The organism is Cupriavidus sp. C1SS-2L (genome assembly GCF_057073735.1).
Map to the genome: position 1 here is coordinate 1,845,791 of NZ_CP172709.1, position 20,469 is coordinate 1,866,259.

Consider the following 20,469-nt stretch of genomic DNA (forward strand, 5'->3'; position numbering starts at 1 on the left):
GTCGGATCCCTGGCCATGTTCACGACAGGACAATCTGATATCGTATTGCGCCCCGGCCGTGTGCCCCAGAGACCAACCTGACAAGAGAGGCAAGAATGCCCAGGCCCAACCCAGCGCTCCGACGCAGCCATAAGGCGCCCATGACACCGATGCGCCGGCGCCTTGTCATCACCGGCGCGATCCTGCTGGTCGCCGCGCTGGCCTGGGGTGTGGCAGTCGTCGTCGAACCCGCCATCCAGCGCACCATCGTGATCACGACTGGCGCGGACAAGGGCATCTACCGCGGCTTTGCCGATCGCTATGCGCCTCTGCTCAAACGTGACGGCATCACGCTCGATATCCGCAACTCCGCCGGATCGGTCGAGAACTATGCAAGGCTGACGGATCCGAACAGCGAATTCGACGTCGGCTTCATCCAGTCGGGCACCACGACCCCGAAGGAAACCGACCACCTGCAAACCATCGCTGCCGTTTCATACGAACCGATCTGGGTGTTCTATCGCGGCAAGGCCACGATCGACCGGCTCGCACAACTGAGCGGCAAGCGGATTTCGATCGGCGTACCTGGCAGCGGCCTGCTGAATGTCTCGCGCGTTTTGCTCAGCCACAGTGGCGTCAACGCGAACAACAGCACACTGCTGGAAATGGACGCCGGCCAGGCTTATCAAGGCCTGCGCGATGGCCGGCTTGACGCCGCCTTTTTTATCGGCAGGCCGGATGCCGACATGCAGCAAAAGCTGCTGAACAGCGACCTGAAGCTGATGAATTTCGCCCAGGCCGACGCGCTGGTACAGCGGTTCCCTTCGCTGTCCAAGCTCACATTCCCGCGCGCATCGACCAGCATCGCCAAGGACCTTCCGCAGGCGGATGTCACGCTGCTGGCCGCGACGGCCCTGCTGGTGTCGAAGGACACCCTTCATCCCGCCCTGGTCTACCTGCTGCTGGAGGCTGCGCGGTCTGTGCATGGCGGGGAGGACTACTTCACGCGGCTGGGCACGTTCCCCAACCTGAATACGAGCGAGTTCCCGATCTCGGACGAGAGCATGCGCTACTTCAAGTCCGGACGGCCCTTTCTGCAGCGCTATCTGCCATTCTGGCTCGCCAGCTTCATCGAACGGCGCCTGCTGATCCTGCTGCCTTTCATGGCTTTGCTGCTCGGCTTGCTGCAGGCATTGCCGCGCATGATCCGGGCGCAGTACAAGAACCGGCTGATCGTCTGGTACCAGGAGATCAAGGCGCTGGAAGATGAAATCTGGAGAGCCGGCGAGCCGACCGCGGAACAGGTGGCGCAATGGCGCGACGAGATCGAGAATATCGATGCGCACGCCAGCCAGATACGGCTGCCGCAGCGCTACTTCCAGGAGGTCTACGCACTCAAGCAGGCGATTGGTGTCGTCAGGGACCGGATTTCCCACGCGGCCGGGAAAATCAAGAACTCCTCGGCCGCTTGAACTTCAGCACGGACTAGATGCCAGCGTCCTGCATCAGTGCGCCGACATGCGCCATCGAACTCGTGGCCAAGGCGTCCAGGCTATAGCCGCCTTCCAGAATCGATACGATGCGGCCGTTGCACGCCTCGTCGGCAATTTGCATCAGTTCCCGGGTGATCCAATGGAAGTCGCTGTCCTCCAGGTTCATGCCAGCGAGGGGATCCAGGCGGTGCGCATCGAATCCCGCCGAGATAATGAGGAGGTCGGGGGCGAACGCTCTTAGCGAAGGAAGCACGAGAGCGGAAATCGCCGCACGGAACTGCGCTGACTCGCAGCCGCGAGGCAACGGAACGTTGACGATATTGTGGTTCACCCCTGTCTCGGACCGCGCTCCGGTGCCCGGATAGAACGGCGACTGGTGGGTGGATGCGTAGAACAGTTCCGGGCGGTTGAAGAACGCTGCCTGGGTTCCATTGCCGTGATGCACGTCGAAATCAACCACGGCAACGCGCTCGAGTTTGTGGACCTCACAGGCGTAAGCCGCGGCGATCGCCGCCTGGTTGAAAATGCAAAATCCCATTGCCTTCGCCGGTTCAGCGTGATGGCCGCACGGCCGCGTCGCGCAGAACACGTTACGCGCGTCGCCGTTCATCACGGTATCGACACCCGCGCAAGCCGCGCCGACGCAGCGCATCACGGCTTCCCACGACCCTGGCGACATGACCGTATCCCCCGCGTCCAGCGGCACGTATCCGTGTGTGGGCGCGCGTTGTGCGATCTCGTCGATGTAGTCCGTATCGTGGATCAATTGCAACTGTTCGACGGTCCCCATCGGCGCATCGCGCCATTCCAGAGATGCGAATTCCGGCGTTCGCAACGCCTCCACGACGGCTTTCAGGCGTTCAGGCGATTCCGGGTGGTGCGGTCCGGGGCGGTGTTCGAGACACGCGGTGTGGGTATAGATGATTGTGGGCGTCATGTTCGGCTGGTCTCCGTTTCAACCGGTGGCGTTCTTTGAATCGCGCATTGCGTGCTACGTCGATCGTCACGGCAATCTCATCAGATATGTAATATATCAGGAGTTGTGGGCCGGAGCAGCCCGGTAACCAACAGATTGCGAGACGACGCAGGAGAGACCGCTCAGGACCTACCGCGGCCAGTGTCGCCCGCTCGCGGAGTCACGTCCCACTGACGTGCTGACAATGTTCGCGAAACCAGAGGTCCAGCCTTTGCTGCGCGCCGGCCCAGGTGGGCACCTCGCCGAATGCGCCCGGCGCCAGACCGAGGCTTTCCCACGCGGAGTGCAAGAGTTGATCGACAGGTTTCCAGGAACGTCCCCATGGATTCTGCGGCTCCAGGACAACGTCGTGTGCCGCAATCCACGCATAAAGCGCTTGCCGGTCCTGCTCCGAGGGAAGGTCGGTCGACTGCATCGCCTGAGGCGCGACCCTGCCGATTGCCGCCGCTTCCAGCCACGAGGCCAAGGCTCGGCCCAGAGGCTGCTCGGCCAGCATGGCTGACAGCGCGACGCCCCGGCGCAGATCAGCAAGCAGGTACAGGCAGGCGCGCGGTGGCGTCTGCCCGCGAAAGCGTGTGCAGTGGAGGGCCCAGGTGGGGGCAAAAGATGAAGGGGGCGTCTGCAGGGACATGGCGATAACTGGAGAGCCACTTCCTATCGCAAGCAAAGCTTGTACCGGCCCCGATGTCAAGCGCTGGCAACTCTGGCGCCTGCGCGGGGCGCGTGTGCACCGAAGCAGGGACTGGCAACGATTACACCAACCGCAGACCCCACAGCACATCCAGAACGTGTTGGGTGGAGCGTTCAACGTACCCCGCACGATGCGCGATGCCGAGCCGACGCCATAGTGCAGGGCGCAGTGGACGCATGACGATGCGCTTGTCCGGCAATGGCGTGGTGGCCTCGTGGGGCAACAGCGCGGCGCCGTAACCCGCTGCGACGAGGCTCTTGATCGCGTCGTTGTAGTTGAGCTGAATGCGTGGGGCAGGATGGTGTCCCGCGGCCGCGAACCACTCCGCAGTCTGACGCGAGAGGCGCGTGGTCGCGTCATTGAGAATCAACGGCTGGGCGGCGAGCCATTCCGGCGTGACGCGGGCCGGGCACCGCCAATGTCCCGGCACGAAGGCCATCACGGGGTCGCGGCGCCAGGGCTTGATCACCAGTCCGGCTACTGGCGGCTGAGGCAATGCCACCAGCCCGATATCGAGCGTACCGTCCGCCAGCCGTGACAGTGTTTCCTGCGAAGTCAGGACCGCGATCTGAATGTCGATGCCGGGATGCTGCTGGCGCAGCACCTCCAGCGCCTGCGGCAGCAGGTGCGCGATCGCGCCAGTCGACGCGCCGAGCCGGGCGCGCCCTTCGAGCCCTTCCACCTGTCGCTGTATATCGTCCAGCGCCTGCTCGGCATCGGCCAGCAGCCGGCGCCCGCGCTCCAACAGCACCTCTCCGATCGCCGACGGCCTTACCTGTCCGCGTTTTCGCGACAGCAGCGGCGCACCGATGCGGTGTTCCAGTTCCGCGATGTGGAGGCTGACCGTGGGCGGCGCAAGGTGCAAGGCGCGCGCCGCCCCGGCGAATGAGCCATGGTCGGCAATGGCGACCAGCGTGCGCAGGCGGTCCAGGCTGATCTCTCGCATGTCGGCTCCCGATTCAGGAAAACTGAACGTCAAGGTTGTGAAATTCAACTTTCCCTATTTTAGCGGTCGATGGAAGATTGGGGCTCCGTCGACGTCCTTCTACGTCCTTCGACGTGTTATTCCTTCAGTCACCGGAGTATTCCTGTCATGAACTCTCCCCTCGTTTTCATCGACGGCGACCAAGGCACCACCGGGTTGCAAATCCACGAACGGCTGCGCGGCCGGACCGACCTCCGCCTATTCACGCTTGCCGCCTCGGAACGCAAGGACCCACGGCGTCGTGCGGATGCAATCAATGCCTGCGACATCGCTATCCTTTGCTTGCCCGATGCCGCCGCGCGCGAGGCGGTGAACGCCATCGTCAATCCCGCCGTCAGGGTGATCGATGCAAGCTCTGCCCACCGCACGCATCCAGACTGGACATATGGTTTTCCGGAAATGGCACCGGAACAGGCCGCACGCATCGCGAACGCACGACGGGTCACCAATCCCGGCTGCTATCCGACTGGTGCGGTTGGCCTATTGCGTCCGCTGGTGCAGGCCGGGCTTGTCCCGGCCAACTATCCGCTCAGCATCCATGCGGTGTCCGGCTACTCCGGCCGCGGCCGTGCCGGCGTGGAGGAATATGAGGGGCAGGATGCCGTCAGCCCGCCGGCATTCCAGATGTATGGCCTGGGGCTCGCGCACAAGCACCCCCCGGAAATCCAGCAGCACGCCGGGCTCGCGGAGCGTCCCATCTTCGTTCCCGCGTATGGTGCGTTCCGCCAGGGCATCGTGCTGACGGTGCCTATCGCGTTGCGGCTGCTGGCCCTCGATGTGGATGGCGCCACGCTCCACGCATGTCTCGCGCGCCACTATGCCGGGGCGGCCCATGTACATGTCCTGCCGTTGCACGAATCGCGCGATTTAAAGCACCTGGATCCGCAAGTGCTGAACGGTACAAACGACATGCACCTGAGCGTGTTTTCCAACGGGGAGCATGGGCACGTGCTGCTGTCGGCGGTGTTCGACAACCTTGGCAAAGGTGCGTCCGGCGCCGCGGTTCAGAACTTGGACCTGATGCTCAGGCGGCAATAGTGGCGATGGCTGAGCTAAAGGTCGGTTGTCCGCGAGGCGCCGATGCGGCGGCGGTCGCAAACTTCGGGTTTCCGACCCTCAACGGCCCTTCCACTTTCCCCTCCAGTGCAAGAGCCCCGCGGATATGTCACCGATGGGATTCTCGCGGGATCAGCGATCGTCGATTACAGTTGCTGGCCTCGGAAGCGTCAACATTGCCTCCAGGCCTCCGCGTTTCAAGTTGTGCAGTACCAATGTGCCGCCGTGAATTTGAGCGATCGCTCGGGCGATCGTCAGGCCTAATCCGGTGCCTCCGGTATCGCGGCTGCGGGATCTCTCAATGCGATAGAAAGGCTCAAACACGCGCTCGAGCTGCGCCTCGGAAATGCCGGGCCCCTGATCCAGAACGCGTATTACGAGTTGCCTCTCGTCGTCCTCGACCAGGATTTCTGCGCGATTTCCATACTTGCATGCGTTATCCACAAGGTTGCTAAGGCAGCGCTTGAGCGCTTGCGGGCGGCCAGGATATGGCCTGTCGGTGCTTCCTTCGATTGAAACGTGCGCACCGACCTCTTCCGCATCGGCCTGCAGGCTCTCGAGCAATGCCGTCACGTCAAGGGGCTGGATTGGTTCCGCGCTGTCCCCTCCGCGCATGAACGCGAGCGTGGCCTGCACCATCGACTCCATGTCATGCAAGTCCTGGGAGATCTTTTGTTTCAGCTCTCCGTCGTCAAGCAGTTCGGCGCGCAGGCGCAAGCGGGTGATCGGCGTCTTCAAGTCATGCGACATCGCCGCAAGCGTAGCACTGCGCTCTCGAAGGTAGCGGCTCAGGCTCGCTTGCATGGTATTGAAAGCGTGTGCCGCGCGCGCGACCTCCAGTGGTCCGTCCTCGGGCATGGGTGCGCGGTCGGAGGTGAGGTTGCGGGTTGCGGCATCGAGCACCCACCCGCTGAACTTGAACCACGCGGCTGCTTCGGGCTCCAGGTTATCAGGTAGCGAGCGGGCGCGTCTCAGTACGCTTTTGATCCGGGCGAGTAATTCGCGCGGATTGAAGGGCTTCACAACGTAGTCGTCGGCGCCCATCTCCAGTCCGACCACGCGGTCGGTCTCCTCGTCGCGCGCAGTAAGCATGATGATCGGCAAATTGGAACGGGTGCGCAGGTCGCGGCATAGTTCCAGGCCATCCTTCCCAGCCAGCATCAGATCGAGGACGATGAGATCCGGGCGCGCCGTACCGAGGGCGGCACGCAAGGCGCGACCATCGGCTACGGCCGTCGCGCGATAGCCCTGCTTTTGCAGATACTCGCGCAGCAGCCTGCGGGTCTCCGCATCATCATCGACAATCAATACATGACCTGGCAGGGCGAGAGCCTTACGATGCGCAATGCCAAGACGCCCGAGGATCGTCAAAAAGTGGCAAAAACGACACTCTTCGAGGTGCAGAAGCGCCCCAAGGAAAAAGGCATCACCCTGCCCGACCATCACGGACCGGGGGCGGTTTCTGGCCCCGGAATTGGCAGTCACACGGATTGAACGCAATGAAAAGAACATTGATAGGCGCGGCGGGCCCACTAATTTGCGGCATATCGATTGCCTTTGCGGCGCAACCGGGCGACGCGATGTTGCAACACGACATGCACTCGCGCCAGACTGAAGTCGCCCACCGCGGCGCGGCGGTGATGCCGTTTGATCTGGAGCGGACCACGCATTTTTTTGACGATACCGTGAGCGGGGGGATTGAGACGATCACGGCAAACGCCAAAAACGACACCGAGCAGATCGCGCTCATTCGCTCGCATCTGGCAACCGAGGCAAAACGTTTCGGTCGGGGGGACTTCTCTGATCCTGCAAGAATCCACGGTCATGACATGGCTGGACTGGCCGAACTGGCCGGCGCGGGCGACAAGCTTCATGTCGAATACAGGAGTATCCCGGCCGGGGCGAGCTTGACCTTTACCAGCACCGCCCCTGCGGTGATTGCGGCGATCCATGCTTGGTTTGCCGCTCAGCGCTCCGAACACGGGGCGCACGGCCATCGCGAGCCCTAGGTCGGAGTTCGTGCGCCACCTGTCCGTTTCTGCAGGTTGACCTGTATCAATGGCCGTCTCGACGGCCCTTCTATCCTTTTGTTATTGGCCATGTATCCACGCGCGCTGGGGAGATAAGCTTGCTTGCGATGGCATGTTCCTCATTAAAGCACGCGAGGACGGCAGGCGCATTCGCATCCGTGGAATCGCCAGCGCCTTCGCTGCATGTGGCACGGGCCCCTAGTATCAAGGTCGACAATGAATAGCCACCTCGCCGACGCCCATCCGGTTTCAGATCGCACGGCGCTGCAAACCTGGATCGCGAGGTGTTGTCGGATGCGCTGGATTCCGAGCTCGGAAGTAGGGACTTGGCGGAGCTGGTGCAGCAACGGTGTCCGTTCATTTTGGCTGCCCAGCCCGTCTTCATCCCACGCTAACAGTTGCCAGGTATGGCCGTGGTTGTGCACGGCGTTGAGTTGTTGAGCTGCTGGGCTATCGCGAGCAAGTGCAAGCTGGTTCACCCACGAGAGCGACTCACGGAGTCCGAATCATGAATGAATTTGTGATGCGTTTGCCACAACGAGGCCCGCGACTCTTCCTCGTGGCTGCCGCAGCAATCTGGTGGGCGCTGTACCAATCCCTTCTGCCCCTGTCCGAAGCATTGGTGGAGGCATTGCCGGTGGCGCGCGACAGCCGCCTTGGCGGCGCACTGCAGTTTTTTTTGTATGACACACCGAAAGTCTTGCTTCTGCTGACTGGCATCGTGTTCGGGATGGGCATGATTAACAGCTACTTCACGCCAGAGCGCACGCGCGCATTGCTGGCAGGGCGTCGCGAAGGCGTGGCCAACGCGATGGCGGCCAGCCTCGGCGTGGTCACGCCATTTTGCTCGTGCTCGGCGGTACCGCTCTTCATCGGTTTCGTGCAAGCCGGCGTGCCGTTGGGCGTAACCTTCTCTTTCCTGATTGCCGCGCCCATGGTCAACGAGGTAGCGCTCACCCTGCTGTTCGGGCTATTTGGTTGGAAAATAGCGCTGCTGTATCTCGCCTTGGGGCTGACGATCGCCGTGGCTGCAGGCTGGATCATCGGACGGCTCGGGATGGAGGCGTATCTTGAAGACTGGGTGCGCGACATGCCGAGAGCCGCCGCGCATTTCGAAGCAACCGGTGTCGATCTTAGCGATCGCATCGCAGCGGGCATGCGGAGCGTGCGCCAGATCGTCGGCAAGGTCTGGCCTTATATTCTCGCCGGCATTGCCATTGGCGCGGGCATCCATGGCTATGTGCCGGAGGATTTCATGGCCTCGATCATGGGCAAGGACGCCTGGTGGGCCGTGCCGATGGCGGTCATGATCGGCGTACCGATGTACACCAATGCCGCCGGGGTCATTCCGATCGTCCAGGCGCTTCTGGCGAAGGGCGCGGCACTGGGGACGGTGCTAGCCTTCATGATGAGCGTGATCGGGCTGTCGCTCCCCGAGGTCGTCATCCTGCGCAAGGTACTGAAGGTGCGCCTGATCGCCATTTTCCTGGGTGTCGTCGCCACTGGCATCCTGCTGGTAGGCTACATATTCAACTGGGCGCTGTAAGGAGGCCGTATGAAAGACATCAAGGTACTGGGCAGCGGCTGCGCCAACTGCAGGAACACCATCGCACTGATCGAGCAGGTGGCGCTGGACAATGGCATTGCCATCAGTATCCAGAAGGTGGAGGAAATGCGCGACATCGTGAGCTACGGCATCATGCGCACCCCGGGCGTGGTTGTCGACGGCAAGGTGGTGCACGCCGGCGGCATCCCCACCCGTGATAACGTCGAGGAGTGGCTATCGTCTTGACGGCATCATTCCCCATTGCCAAGGGCATGGCGAGACAAGTGAGGGGGGCTGAAAACTGGGCCCGCGAGTGCCGGCAGACCTGTCAGCCCAAAGCGCAAGCGGGAATCCACCATAGGCCCTTGTTTGAACGTTGGCTTCGCGCTCACTGAGGCGTTCTATGGCTGGCAAGCTATCTCTTGCGTTTCTCGCAGATGCTGGCCATAACCTCAGCGATGTCGGCGGCCTACTGCTGGCGTGGGCCGCCTTCGGTGCGGCGCGCTTGCGTCCGGACAAACGGCACACCATGTGCTCGGTCAGACTCCCACTGCTGCCAAAGCCGCCTGACCAGCCCTCGGAACCGCACGCGAACGTCGAAACGGAGCTCGTCGACCAGTAAACATCAATTCCATAGCGTGGAATTGCACTGCAGACCTTTTGACGCACCGCGCTTAACCTGTTTCTGCAGCCGGCACATCGTGCCGGCGACTCAGACGACAGGAGACCACCGTGGCAAGCTTCCCACTATGTGCCGTCCGCAAGCTGATGGCGCTCTTTGCGCTACTCGCAATGCTGGCGGGTATCGCAGCGCCGCCGGCGCAGGCCGCATATCCCGACAAGCCCATTCGCATCGTCGTGCCGTTTTCCCCGGGCGGCGGCACGGACCTGATCTCGCGCGCCATGGGCGTCGCGATGGGCCAGGACCTTGGCCAACCTGTGGTCATCGACAATCGACCCGGCGGCGGAACCATCATCGGTACGGATAACGTCGCCAAGGCTCCCCCAGACGGCTACACGCTGGTCATGGCGACGTTCGCGCATGCCGTCAACCCTAGTTTGCAGCCGAAGCTGCCTTACCAGACCGACAAGGCCTTCGCGCCAGTCATGCTGATCGGCCGGTCGCCCAATGTGCTCGTCGTGCGGGCCGACAGTCCGTACAAGTCAGTGCGGGACATCATCAATGCTGCCCGCGTAAAGCCGGGGCAGCTCTCGTTCGCATCCCAGGGCCCCGGCACATCAGCGCATCTGGCTGGCGAGTTGTTCAAAAGCCTGGCCAGGATCGACCTCAACCACATCCCGTACAAGGGGGCCGGCCCTGCCATCACCGATCTCCTCGGCGGGCAGGTGGACATGATGTTTGCGACGGCGTCGGCTGTGGGCAACCTGCTCGAATCGGGCAAGCTGCGTGCGCTCGGGGTAACCACGTCTCAACGCTCTACCAGCGCCGACCTAGCGCAGGTGCCGACCATCGCCGAGGCCGGCGTACCGGAATACGTCGCGGAGAGCTGGTATGGGCTGTTCGTCCCGGCCGGTACGCCCGCGCCCGTGATCGCCCGCTTGAACGCCGCGGCCCGAAAGGCTGTGACGGCTGATGCATTCCGCAAACGCGTAGCGTCGGAGGGTCTGATCGTCTCGCCCGGAACGCCTGAAGATCTCGCCCGCTACGTGCTCGGAGAGCAGGCGCGCTGGAGCAAGGTCGTCAAGGACGCCCACATCACCCTCAACTGACATCCTCCGCAACATCATCCAGGCACCCATCATGAGCGAATACCAACTGATCCATCTCGAAGACCGTGAAGGCATCGCAGTCCTGACGCTGAACCGTCCTGAAAAGCGCAACGCCATCAGCGACGACATGCGCACTGAGCTCATCCATGCGCTGGAGTCCATCGCCGCCAGCCGCGAAATCTGCGCGCTCGTGCTGACCGGCAACGGCAAAGGCTTCTGCGCCGGCGGGGACGTAGCGGGCATGCAGCGGCGCATGGATGCGCCGGCTGGCGAAGTCGGCTTCAACGGCTGGACGCGCCAGCAGCGCGTGCACCACTCGGTGGCGCTGCTGCACGATATGCCCAAGCCGGTCATCGCGGCGGTCAATGGCAGCGCCAACGGACTCGGCGCCGACCTGGCCATGGCCTGCGACTTCGTGATGGCCTCCGCATCGGCCAGCTTTGCCTGGTCCTACATCCATCGCGGGCTGATTCCGGATGGCGGCGGCATGTACTTCTTGCCGCGCCGAACCGGACTGTCTATCGCCAAGGGGCTGATCTTCAGCGGCCGCAAGGTAGAGGCCGATGAAGCGCTGACCCTGGGCATCGCAGACCGGCTGAGCACGTCGCCGGAAGCGCTGGTGTCCGAAGCGGTCGCGTGGGCGGCGGAGTTGTCGCAGGGCTCGGCCACGGCGCTGGCGCTGGGCAAGACGATCCTGAACCAGACCTTCGAGCTCACCGCGGATCAAGTGTTCGCGCAGGGCAGCCAGGCCCAAGGCATTTGCTACACGAGCGCCGAGCATCGCGAATCCGTGCTCGCCTTCCTTGCGAAGACAGCCACTCCAAACGCAGCGGCGAAGGGCTAAGACATCATGACGACATCCCATCAGTTTTCGCCGGCTGCCACGCGCCCGAATGCCGAGGCGATCTCGCGCCTCTTCACGCCACGAAGCGTGGCGGTGATCGGCGCGTCGGCCGATCCCGCCAAGACAGCCGGACGGCCGGTTTCCTACCTGTTGCGCCACGGCTATTCCGGTGCCATCTATCCGGTCAATCCCAAGGTGGATGCGATTGCAGGCGTGCGCTGCTATCCGGATATCAGCTCGCTTCCCGAAGTCCCCGACGTGGGCATTGTCCTTCTCGGCGCCGAACGTGCGCACCACGCGGTACGCGAACTTGCGGCGCGAGGCACAGGGGCGGCAATCGTGCTGGCAAGCGGCTATACGGAGACCGGCGCGGAAGGCGCGCGCAGGCAGGCCGAACTCGTGGAGGCCGCCGGCAAGATGCGCCTGCTTGGGCCGAACACGATCGGGCTGGTCAATGTCACCGAGAGCATCCCGCTCTCGGCAAGCGGCGCGCTGGAGATGGATAAGTTTCCGGCCGGCGGCATTGGCGTGGTATCGCAGAGCGGCGGCATCCTGGGCGCGGTGTTGTCGCGTGCCGCGGCTCGCGGCGTGGGCTTGTCCAAGCTGGTCTCCACCAGCAACGAGGCAGATCTCGATTTATCGGATTTCATCGACTACCTGGCGGACGATCCCGCCACCCGCGTCATCGCGCTGTACGTGGAAAGCGTGCGGCATCCCGACAAGTTCCGTGCGGCGGCACTGAAAGCAGCAAGGGCCGGGAAGCCAGTCGTCGCGTTCAAGATCGGCCGTTCCGAAGCCGGCGCCCGGGCCGCCGTCTCGCATACGGGCGCCATGGCGGGCGCCGACCGCATGTACGACGCCTTGTTCGCACAGGTGGGCATCATCCGCGCACAAGCTTTCTCGGATCTGATCGACATTCCTGCCGCGCTCGCGACCGGCCGCCGTCTGAACGGCAAGCGGATTGCCGTGCTCACTTCTACTGGCGGAGCCGGCACGCTCGTGTCCGACAGCCTCGGTGTCTCCGGCTTCGAAACGCCACCGCCAGACACCGCTACCGCGCAACAGTTGCGCGCCTTGCAGAAGGGCGACCACGCGGCGCTGGATCGTAATCCCATCGACGTGACGCTCGCCGGCCTGCAGCCAGACCTGCTGCGCAGTGCAATCCGCATCCTGCTCGCCAGTCCTGCCTATGACGCCGTGGCGGTTATCGTCGGCTCGTCCGGGCTGGCGATGCCACACCTGATGGCTGATGCCATTACCGACTGCCTGCCAGAGAGCGACAAGCCCGTGCTGGCCTACGTCAGTCCCCATGCTCCAGAGGCCGCGGCCGTGTTGAACCAGCGCGGCGTACCCGCGTTCAGCGCGCCCGAAAGCTGCGCGGTGGCGTTCGGCGCCATGCTGTCGGTCCAGCGACTCGTGCGCAACGATGATGCTCCAACGCCGGAAGCTGAGTTCATAGACACCACGGACCTGCTCCCGGGGCCAATGGACGAGGCAGCGGCGAAGCAACTCTTCGCCCGTTTCGGCGTACCGGGCGTACGCGAACAAGAAGTCGGCGGCGCTGTACAGGCAGAAGCGGCCGCCCGGAACCTGGGCGGACAGGTTGTCCTGAAGTTGCTCTCTTCCACCATTACGCACAAGAGTGACGTGGGCGGCGTGGCGGTAGGCGTCGCGCCAGCGGAGATCGGCAGGCGACTGGAGAAGATGCGCGAGGACGTGCAGCGTCATACAGGCCATGCCGCCGAACGCTTCCTGGTCCAGGAAATGGTCAATGGTGGCGTTGAACTGATTCTGGGCATGCACCGCGATGCGCTCGGCACCGCGATCCTCCTGGGCATGGGCGGCGTCACGGCGGAACTGTTCCAGGACACGACCATGCGGCTGCTCCCCGCCACGGGCGGGCTCGCGCGTGACGAGGCGCTGGCCATGATTCACGACCTCAAGACCTGGCCGCTGCTTGACGGGTTCCGCGGACGGCCAAAGGCCGATGTGGCGGCGCTCGCGGATGCTATCGTAGCGTTCTCGGCCATGGCTGCGGCAATGGGCACCCGGCTGGCGGAGGCGGAGATCAACCCCATCTTCGTGCTGCCCGCGGGCCAGGGCGTGCGCGCGGCGGACGGCGTGGCGGTGATCGGCAGCCAATGACAACAAGCCCGCGGGAGACGGCACGGTGGATCCGCAAGATGCAAGTCGCCGGGCACGTGGCCGTCCGGCCAACCTGCAGGCCAATCGCTCGCTTGAGCGCGGCCTCGAGATCCTGCGGGCGTTCCGGCCGGGTTCCGAAATCCTGGGAAACAGCGAACTCGCCGAACGGACCGGCCTGCCGCGCTCGACGGTAAGCCGACTCACGCAGAGCCTGGTGGAGACCGGCTTCCTCCAGTACGACGCGGGACTGCGTGCCTACCGTCTCGGCGTCCCCGTGCTTAGTCTCGCGCATGCGATGCGCGGGGGCTCCGCTGTACTGCAGGTCGCGGCCCCGTTCATGCGTAAGCTTGCGGAAAGCGAACACCTGAACGTTGGCCTGGCGATGGCCGACCGCGACGAGATGGTCTACCTTGAATCGATCCGCTACAGCCGCAAGGCGTCCCTGCGCAGCGTCGTGGCGGGTCAGCGTGTGCCGATAGCCCTCACTTCCCTTGGACGCGCCTGGCTGGCCGTAGCAACCGAAGCTGAACGCGCTGGCCTGATGGCGGCCTTCTCGACACGCTTCGCCCACTGGCGAACGGTTGAAGCGGAAATCCGGCATGCCATTGCACATGTCCAGCGGCACGGATGGTGTGCCGCCAGTTGGCAACCTGAGGTCGTGGCGGTCTCCACCCCGCTACAGCCTGGATCGCATCCGGTTCACGCCCTCAACGTCAGCCTGTCGACCAAGTTGCCGGCCGCGGAAGCCGCCGCCCGACTGGCGCCGTTGCTGATGCGCCTGTCCTGCGATATCGGTTCAGAATTTCTTGCGGCGCAGCCGCCGTCTGTCTGAAGCTGTCCGACGTCACAACCGAACGGGCGAGACGCAGGCTTTTGTGTCCAGATGCGCCACCGTTCAGTTTGCAACCACCGGAGCATTACCATCGCTAACGGAGTAGAGCTCCGAGATGGCGCCAGCGTTTTTGATTCTCGTGCCGGTCAAAAGGGTGCTCTGGCGTTTCCCCTGCACATCTGCCAAGATTGCGGCCCCTCAATGATCGCCGGCAAGCAAGCGCAGTCCCACCATGGCTTCAAGCAAAGCACACCACGCCACCGGATGGGCAGCGGCCGTCATCGCCGCCGCGGTGATCGGGAAGAGCGGTGGTGGAGGGTGGCACTGGGCAAGCGCGCTTGGCTTCGTGGCGGCGCTGTTCGGCAGCACCGCGCCCGACTGGCTCGAAGTGGCCTGGTGGTCAAGGTCGCGCCGCCTGTGGATTACGCATCGAACCTGGACGCATTGGGGCATCGCCTGGATCGGCCTTCTCGCGTGGGCATACCAGGCACTGGGCGCCCATGCACTGGCGGCGCCGGCGTTCGGCTTTGCCTGCGGGGGCGTCATGCACCTGCTGGCCGACTGGCCAAATCCGTTGGGTGTCCCGTGGATCGCAGGACGTCACAGCCTCAACTGGTGGAAAAGCGGCCGCTGCGATCTTGTCATCGTCGCCGCGTCATGGCTGATTGCCTTGTGGGTTTCCGATGAACTCTGGCTCCATGGAAGGCATGGCCTGGCGCTCATCCATCATTTCGGCTTCGGACCCGCTTACCTCTGACGACTCTCGGGAAGCCGGGGCAATGCCGGAGCGCGGGAGGAAGGCGATGATTACCGCACCCGCAGCGAGGGGAGCATGACGGCAACCGCCATATCTGACAAGCCCATGACGCGGACGGACCGGATCGCCTAACCTGATGCATGGGGCGGAAGCATCGGGAGGTCGATATGCGCTGCACAAACTGCGGAACGGTGAGCCCCGCCACCGCCAAGTTCTGCAAGAGTTGCGGCGCGAGGCTGGTCTTGCATTGTCCGACTTGCGGTCATGCCGCCGATCCCGAGGACAGGTTTTGTGCGGAGTGCGGTACATCGCTGGTGCCCGCCATGGAGCCTTCGGCCGAGGTACAGCCCGCCGCCGTCCGCGCGCCCATCCACTACACCCCCAGCCACCTCGTCGACCGCATCCTTGCGGAACAGGCGGCGATGGAAGCCCGCGGCGCCAGCGCGGGCGAGCGCAAGACCATCACGGCCCTGTTCGCCGATATGGCGGGCTCGACGGCGCTGATCCATGATCTGGACCCGGAGGAAGCGCGCCGGCTGATCGATCCCGTGATCGACCTGATGATGGAGGCCGTGCACCACTACGAGGGCTACGTAGCGAAGTCGCTGGGCGACGGCATTCTGGCCCTGTTCGGCGCGCCGATAGCGCACGAGGACCACGCGCATCGCGCGCTGTATGCCGCGCTGCGGATGCAGGCGGCAATGCGCCGCCATAGCGACCGGGTCCGCCTGGAGCAAGGCATTCCGCTGCAGATCCGGGTGGGCATCCACACCGGCGAGGTAGTGGTGCGCTCCATCCGCAAGGATGACCTGCGCACGGACTACGACCCGGTCGGGCACACAATCCACATTGCCTCGCGCATGGAGAGCATTGCCACGCCGTCTTCGATTCTGGTCAGCGAGCCGACCTGTCGGCTGACGGAAGGCTATTTCGATTTCAAGGCGCTCGGGGCGACGCAGGTCAAGGGCATGCCCGATGCGTTTGCCGTGTACGAAGTGGTGCGCCTGGGTGCGCTGCGCACGCGCCTGCAGGTGGCGCAGCGCCGCGGGCTGGCGCGGTTCGTCGGCCGGCACGCGGAACTGGAGCAACTGCGCCGCGCGCTGGAACTTGCCGCAGCGGGACACGGCCAGATTGTCGCCGTGGTGGGCGAGGCCGGAGTGGGCAAGTCGCGCCTGTTCTATGAGTTCAAGGCGGTTTCGCAGCGCGGCTGCATGGTGCTCGAGACTTTTTCTGTGTCGCATGGTAAGTCGTTCGCCTATCTGCCGCTGATCGAACTGGTGAAGAACTACTTCCGGATCCAGGACCAGGACGACGAACGGCAGCGCCGCGAGAAGGTTGCGGGCAGGATGCTGATGCTGGACCGTACGCTTGAAGACGTGCTGCCCTGCATGCTCGACCTGCTGGGGATCAGTGAACCGGATTCGGCGTTGCCGAACATGGACCCGCAGATCCGGCGCCAGCGGACGTTCGATGCCATCGTGCGGCTGTTCATCTGCGAAAGCGCCAACCAGCCCCTTCAGCTGATATTCGAAGACCTGCAATGGCTGGACAGCGACACCGAGGCCTTCCTCGACGTGCTGGTCGACCGCATTCCAAGCGCCAGGATTCTCCTGCTGCTGAACTATCGGCCGGAGTACCGGCATGACTGGCACGCGCGTGGCTGCTACACCCAGCTTCGGCTCGACCCGCTCGGCCAGGCCGAGGCCGGGGAACTGCTGACTGCCTTGCTAGGCGACCATCCCTCGCTGGAGATCCTCAGGGCGCTGATCCTGGAAAAGACCGAGGGCAACCCATTCTTTATCGAGGAGGTGGTGCAGACGCTGTCCGAGGAGAAGACGCTCCTGGGCGAGAGCGGTCACTACCACATCGAGGCGACACCGGCGGCCCTGCATATCCCGACTACCGTGCGCGGCGTGCTGGCGGCGCGTATCGACCGGCTGCCTTCCGCCGAGAAGAATCTGCTGCAAAGCCTCGCCGTCATTGGCAAGGAGTTCTCGCTGAGCCTGATCGAGCAGGTGATCGGGCAGCCGGAAGATGTCCTGCGGCCGTTGCTGGCGCGCCTGCAGGCAGGCGAATTCATCTACGAGCGGCCCGCCTTCCCGGATGTCGAATACACGTTCAAGCACGGCCTCACGCAGGAAGTGGCCGGCAGCACGTTGCTCACGGAACAGCGCAGCGCCTTGCATGAACGTACGGCGCGGGCCATCGAAACGCTCTTTCGCGACCGGTTGACGGACTACTGCAGCGAGCTCGCGCGGCATTACAGCCTCAGCGGTAACGACCCCAAGGCGGTCGAGTACCTGCTCTGCACGGGACAGCAGTTGCTGCAGCGCTCGGCCTACCGCGAGGCGGTCCGCCAGTTTGGCGAGGCGCTGGCCTTGCTTGCGCGCCAACCCGATACGCCGGCGCGCGCACGGCAGGAACTTGCGGTGCGGCTTGCCATCGGCCCGGCGCTCATCGCGGCGCGCGGCTTTGCTTCGCGGGAAGTCGAGGCGACTTACATGCGGGCCCTGGCGCTGTACGAGCAACTAGACGACATGTTGCAGAGCTTCCCGGCACAGGTGGGGCTGCGCACGTATTTCTCGATCAGCGCCGAACACGCCAAGGCCTACAGGCTTGGCAAGGGTCTGGTCAGGCTTGCCGAGCGGGCCGGCAACGCCGAATGGCTCGCCGAGGCGCATGTCTCGCTGGCCACGACGCTGTATTACGCGGGGCGCTTCCGGATCGCCAACGTCCATTTCGATCATGCGCTGGCGCACTACCAGTCTGGCGCGCGCCAGATCCACCCGAACTTCCATGGCGTGGACCCTGAGGTACGGGCGCTTTCCTTGTCGGCGCTGGTACGCTGGAACCTTGGCGATGCGGCGCAGGCGCGCGCTCGAAGCCAGCGTGCAATCACGCTCGCGCGCGGGTTGTCCCATCCGTTCACCCTTGCGCATACGTTGTGCATCGTGGCCCATCTGCACGAATTCCTGCGCGAGGCGCAGACCACGCTCGATCTCGCCGAGGCCGCGATCGCGCTGTCGACGGAACAGGGCTTTCCGCACTGGTCGGCGTGGGCGACCGCACTGCGTGGTCAGGCGCTGGTCCGGATGGGGCGCCACGATCAAGGTATTGCCGACATACAGTCAGGTATGGCCGCGTATCTTGCCACCGGCGCGCGGCTGGGGCAGTCGCACTTCCTGACGCTTCTCGCCGAGTGCAGCGGCCAGATCGGGCAGGCCGAAACGGGACTGCGCGCCATTGCCGACGCCCGGGCCATGGCGTCGGCCTGCGGCGAGCGTCATGTCGAGGCGGAGCTGTCGCGGGTCGAGGGCGAGCTGATCTGTTCTGACTCGTCCCTTGAGTTGCCCGATGCCGACCGTTGCGCACGTGCACAAGCGTGCTTCGAGAAGGCGATCGCCGTCGCCCACCGCCAGCACTCTCGTCCGCTGGAACTGCGCGCCACCATCAGCCTGGCGCGGCTGTGGCAGCGGCAAGGAAACAGCCGCGGCGCCATAGAGCGGTTGGCTGCAGTCATGGGATCAGTGGGCGAAGCATCCGGAATCGATGAAATTCACGAGGCGAGAGTGCTGCTAGACAGCATGATGTAGGTTCGCTTTCCGTGACTCTACGGCCGCTCGATGCCGCGCTGCCGGTCCGGGCCCGAAACGGCGTCCTATGGTAAGGTTGCTGCGATACGCTCGTGGATTCCAAGGGCTTATGCATGAGCGGTCGTGACGTGCTGCAGGAGAGTGACGGCGTGAGTGATCTGAAACGAGGAGCGCGGCGCACGCTGGGGACTGAGAAGGTTTCAATCAGCAGGGCTCTGCGCCAGAGTGTGGCGGCAGAGGCCAGGCCTGCGCCGATCAACAAGAAAGACTGGCTGCGGCAGCGAAAGGAGCAACTGCGGGCTGCGCGTGCCGCTGCCAAGCAAAGGCGCGATCAATTGAGGGCCGAAATCCTGTCGGCCGCGCGCGATATCGCGCGGGAAGAGCGCAGCGCTGCGCGGCTGGAAACCGAACGCCTGAAAGCGGAGGCCAGGACCGCGAGTACCTACGCGCGGGAGGATGCTCGCGCCGCCGCCAAGTTCGAGCGCGGTCGGCCAACCCGCGCGGTGCCGGAAAGAAAGACGCTTGCGCAGGAAAAGCGCAAGCTCGTGTCTTACGCCGATTTGCTACGCATGCGCAAGGGGTGAACCGGCAGAAGCCAGGACGGGCGGAAGGCCGTATCGCTTCCCATCCGCCCCGACTGATTGCCGCCAGGCCCTGAATTCACCTTGTCCGGTGTACCCGATCAGCCCCGCCAGGTGCTGCCTGTCGTTTCGCCAGTGCCGGACAGCGACGACGTGTCGGTATCCCGGCGCACGCGAATGTCGTTGTTGACCTCGCTGACGCCATAGGTCGAATCGGCCAGGTCTTCGATGTAGTACTTCTGGCTGCGGCTTTTCACTGTGCCGGACAACGTCACCACGCTATCCTTGACGTCGACACTGACATCGCTGATATCAACGCCGCGCGCGTAACTCAGGCGCTCGCAGATCTGGTCGCGGATCCGCTCGTCGGTCCGCTGGTAGCCGCGAGGCCCCACATGGCGCTCGTGCCGTTCCGAGGTGCCGAACAAATCGCCCACGGCTTCGCCGATGCGGCGCCCGAGGTTATAGAGCGCGCCATGGTCTTCGTCGCGGTCTTCATCGACTTCCCAGCCGCGCCGCTGTGCCGCTTCGCGGCTGTAGCGCCGTTCGTAGCGCTGGCCTTGCGCGCGGTCGTCGTCAGCCTCTGTCCAGTAGCGGGTATCGCTGCGGAGGTCATTGAAATAGGTGTCGCGGCCTGCCGTCTGGCGCTCCCGCTCGCGCGCGCGTTCCACGCTCTGGCGCCACTGGCGTTCGGCTTCCGCGTCGTCGCGCTGCCAGGCCCTCGGGTCGCGCCATTCCGAGGCCCGATCCCAGCCGTAGCCGCCGTTCATGCCATAGCGCAGTTCGCTGCCACGGTGACGGCCTTCGCCTCCGGTACTGCCTCCGCCGCGGTAAGCCTCTTCGGTGCGATAGCGGCCTTCGTCGCGGCCGCCATAGCGCTCGCCACCATAGCGGTCACCATATCGCTCTCGTCCTCGTTCGCGCGACGGATTGTCCTGGTAGCGCTCGGCGCCGTATGAGCCGTACCCCTGGTCGGGATCATCGTACCGGCGCTCTCCATACCGCTGGCCTGACGACCCTTGGTACGGATCACCATATCCGCCCCGCTGGGGCGCCGGGCCGCCATAGCTGGTCTGCCCCGGCGTCAGGCGCCGGCGTGCGCGCTCCGACTGCCACGCTTCGCGCCCGGATTCAGGTTGCCAGTCATCATCGTCTCGCCGCTTGCTGCGTTCGCGCCTGTAGCGCTCTTCGTCGTAGTAACTCATGCTGATGTCCTGAAGTAACATGGGG

Annotated in this window: 18 protein-coding genes; 13 read left to right on the forward strand and 5 right to left on the reverse strand. The window is 64.2% G+C overall.

What is annotated here, in order from left to right; translation table 11 throughout:
• The first annotated feature begins 140 nt into the window (after positions 1-140).
• Positions 141-1,451, forward strand: a complete 1,311-nt coding sequence (locus ACIGJG_RS26195) for a TAXI family TRAP transporter solute-binding subunit (RefSeq protein ID WP_140948922.1) — start codon at positions 141-143, stop codon at positions 1,449-1,451.
• A gap of 13 nt (positions 1,452-1,464) precedes the next feature.
• On the opposite strand, the gene ACIGJG_RS26200 is transcribed toward ACIGJG_RS26195, so the two are convergent.
• From ACIGJG_RS26200 to ACIGJG_RS26210, 3 genes are all read right to left on the reverse strand, one after another.
• Positions 1,465-2,409, reverse strand: coding sequence for a histone deacetylase family protein (locus ACIGJG_RS26200; protein ID WP_483673300.1), 945 nt, complete (start codon positions 2,407-2,409; stop codon positions 1,465-1,467).
• A gap of 199 nt (positions 2,410-2,608) precedes the next feature.
• On the reverse strand, positions 2,609-3,079 hold the full coding sequence (locus tag ACIGJG_RS26205; protein WP_041680241.1) for a hypothetical protein: 471 nt from the start codon (positions 3,077-3,079) through the stop codon (positions 2,609-2,611).
• Positions 3,080-3,200: 121 nt separating this feature from the next.
• Positions 3,201-4,085: a LysR family transcriptional regulator gene (locus ACIGJG_RS26210; RefSeq protein WP_483673301.1), complete on the reverse strand. Its 885-nt coding sequence runs from the start codon at positions 4,083-4,085 to the stop codon at positions 3,201-3,203.
• 147 nt (positions 4,086-4,232) lie between these two features.
• Between ACIGJG_RS26210 and argC the strand changes: the two genes are divergently transcribed.
• A complete protein-coding gene (gene argC, locus ACIGJG_RS26215) occupies positions 4,233-5,162 on the forward strand; it encodes an N-acetyl-gamma-glutamyl-phosphate reductase (RefSeq protein ID WP_011300719.1) in 930 nt (309 codons plus the stop codon).
• A 150-nt stretch (positions 5,163-5,312) separates the two neighbouring features.
• Here argC and ACIGJG_RS26220 read toward each other — a convergent pair whose 3' ends face one another.
• Positions 5,313-6,488 carry a response regulator gene (locus ACIGJG_RS26220; RefSeq protein ID WP_483673302.1) on the reverse strand — a complete coding sequence of 392 codons (1,176 nt, stop codon included), beginning with the start codon at positions 6,486-6,488 and terminating at the stop codon, positions 5,313-5,315.
• A gap of 3 nt (positions 6,489-6,491) precedes the next feature.
• Here ACIGJG_RS26220 and ACIGJG_RS26225 point away from each other — a divergent pair, with 3 nt between their 5' ends.
• The 11 genes from ACIGJG_RS26225 (at position 6,492) to ACIGJG_RS26275 (ending at position 19,242) form a co-directional block, all read left to right on the forward strand.
• Positions 6,492-6,674: a hypothetical protein gene (locus tag ACIGJG_RS26225; RefSeq protein ID WP_483673303.1), complete on the forward strand. Its 183-nt coding sequence runs from the start codon at positions 6,492-6,494 to the stop codon at positions 6,672-6,674.
• 5 nt (positions 6,675-6,679) lie between these two features.
• Entirely contained in the window at positions 6,680-7,189 is a 510-nt protein-coding gene (locus ACIGJG_RS26230) for a hypothetical protein (protein ID WP_011300717.1), read from the forward strand.
• Between the two features lie 529 nt (positions 7,190-7,718).
• Complete coding sequence (locus ACIGJG_RS26235) at positions 7,719-8,756, forward strand: permease (protein ID WP_011300716.1); 1,038 nt, start codon at positions 7,719-7,721, stop codon at positions 8,754-8,756.
• A gap of 9 nt (positions 8,757-8,765) precedes the next feature.
• Positions 8,766-9,002 carry a thioredoxin family protein gene (locus tag ACIGJG_RS26240; protein WP_011300715.1) on the forward strand — a complete coding sequence of 79 codons (237 nt, stop codon included), beginning with the start codon at positions 8,766-8,768 and terminating at the stop codon, positions 9,000-9,002.
• 522 nt (positions 9,003-9,524) lie between these two features.
• Positions 9,525-10,487, forward strand: coding sequence for a tripartite tricarboxylate transporter substrate binding protein (locus tag ACIGJG_RS26245; protein ID WP_483674045.1), 963 nt, complete (start codon positions 9,525-9,527; stop codon positions 10,485-10,487).
• A 31-nt stretch (positions 10,488-10,518) separates the two neighbouring features.
• Positions 10,519-11,331 carry an enoyl-CoA hydratase/isomerase family protein gene (locus ACIGJG_RS26250; RefSeq protein WP_483673305.1) on the forward strand — a complete coding sequence of 271 codons (813 nt, stop codon included), beginning with the start codon at positions 10,519-10,521 and terminating at the stop codon, positions 11,329-11,331.
• 6 nt (positions 11,332-11,337) lie between these two features.
• On the forward strand, positions 11,338-13,476 hold the full coding sequence (locus tag ACIGJG_RS26255) for an acetate--CoA ligase family protein (RefSeq protein ID WP_140948915.1): 2,139 nt from the start codon (positions 11,338-11,340) through the stop codon (positions 13,474-13,476).
• A gap of 25 nt (positions 13,477-13,501) precedes the next feature.
• A complete protein-coding gene (locus ACIGJG_RS26260; RefSeq protein ID WP_483673306.1) occupies positions 13,502-14,308 on the forward strand; it encodes an IclR family transcriptional regulator in 807 nt (268 codons plus the stop codon).
• Between the two features lie 232 nt (positions 14,309-14,540).
• The gene (locus ACIGJG_RS26265; protein WP_011300710.1) at positions 14,541-15,065 is read left to right on the forward strand and encodes a metal-dependent hydrolase; all 525 of its coding nucleotides are present in this window, start codon (positions 14,541-14,543) and stop codon (positions 15,063-15,065) included.
• Between the two features lie 167 nt (positions 15,066-15,232).
• Positions 15,233-18,658: an adenylate/guanylate cyclase domain-containing protein gene (locus tag ACIGJG_RS26270; protein ID WP_483673307.1), complete on the forward strand. Its 3,426-nt coding sequence runs from the start codon at positions 15,233-15,235 to the stop codon at positions 18,656-18,658.
• Positions 18,659-18,807: 149 nt separating this feature from the next.
• The gene (locus tag ACIGJG_RS26275) at positions 18,808-19,242 is read left to right on the forward strand and encodes a hypothetical protein (protein ID WP_220630689.1); all 435 of its coding nucleotides are present in this window, start codon (positions 18,808-18,810) and stop codon (positions 19,240-19,242) included.
• A 98-nt stretch (positions 19,243-19,340) separates the two neighbouring features.
• Here ACIGJG_RS26275 and ACIGJG_RS26280 read toward each other — a convergent pair whose 3' ends face one another.
• Complete coding sequence (locus ACIGJG_RS26280; protein ID WP_140948913.1) at positions 19,341-20,444, reverse strand: BON domain-containing protein; 1,104 nt, start codon at positions 20,442-20,444, stop codon at positions 19,341-19,343.
• Positions 20,445-20,469 lie beyond the last annotated feature (25 nt).